The sequence below is a fragment of the Streptomyces sp. NPDC127092 genome, from assembly GCF_042722475.1.
GTDB lineage: Bacteria > Actinomycetota > Actinomycetes > Streptomycetales > Streptomycetaceae > Streptomyces.
This window is the reverse complement of sequence record NZ_JBHXFE010000247.1, coordinates 432-1,349: the sequence shown is the minus strand read 5'-3', so window position 1 is coordinate 1,349 and position 918 is coordinate 432. Positions and strand designations below refer to the sequence as shown.

Below are 918 nucleotides of genomic sequence, written 5' to 3'. Positions count from 1 at the left end.
GGGCAGCTGCGACTCGGCTCAATGGCGCCTCACCCGGGACGTCCGTGATCTCGGCGAGCTGGTCGAACACACCCTCGGCCCGGGAGGCCATGTCGTCAACGAGCGCTCGGCGCCCCACCACGTGCCAGAGGCGACGAGGGGCCCGGGCCCCTTCCCACCCGGGTGCGTGGGTCATGGCCACCGCGAAGACGTGCACCTCCAAGACGCTCGATTTGCCAGCGCCCGTGGGCGCAACGACGGCGTCAGGCCAGCGTCCCGTCGTCACGACCTGCCTCAGCAGAGCACGCTGCCAGGCGTAGGGCTCACGGCCATGGTTCACGGCGGCGAAGAACTCGTCGAACTCATCGATGGCGACGGTCAAGGCCGCCTTGTCATTGACGTTCATGACCGCTCCTGGGTCGATCCGGGAATGTCCGTGGGCACCAGCAGTCCGCAGCCCAGATGACGGCTCTGACCGAGCGCGAGGATGGCCCGATCAGGCACGACGGTACTGAGAGTGAGCGTGAGGCGGAACGGCTCGATGGGGCTGCGGCGGTCCGTACGGTGGACGTACGCCGTCGGCGTGAGCGTGCGGAACGCCCTGCCCCGAAGCCGCGCTCCGCTCTCCACGACCGCTGCGTGTCGAGCAACAGGGTCCTTCGTCGTGAACGCCGGTTCGAGGTCGCGGAGCACATTGCCCAGAGACCATGCGGCAGCCAGGTCGACGTCCCGGATCGGGGGCTTCGACTTGAGCCGTCGTTCTACGACCACGGCCGGCTGGGCGTCCCACGTCCGCACCGCACCCTCGGGCGGGGCCTTCCAGAATTGCGCCCCGTCATACACCTCGATCTCCTCGGGGGCGACGGTCAGCTGGTGCTCTGAGGTGACGACACGGCGGACGCCGGCCACGGCTGATGCCAGCATCCCCAGGGCGGGCCA

General features: G+C 69.2%; 1 protein-coding gene and 1 pseudogene. Both read right to left on the bottom strand.

What is annotated here, in order from left to right; all coding sequences use genetic code 11:
* Positions 1–385 (bottom strand): annotated as a pseudogene (locus ACFWJO_RS39385) (hypothetical protein); the annotation flags it as partial.
* The coding region (gene csb2 / locus ACFWJO_RS39380) for a type I-U CRISPR-associated protein Csb2 (protein WP_386873060.1) at positions 382–918 on the bottom strand (537 nt) is incomplete at its 5' end. The pseudogene ACFWJO_RS39385 and the gene csb2, both read right to left, overlap by 4 nt.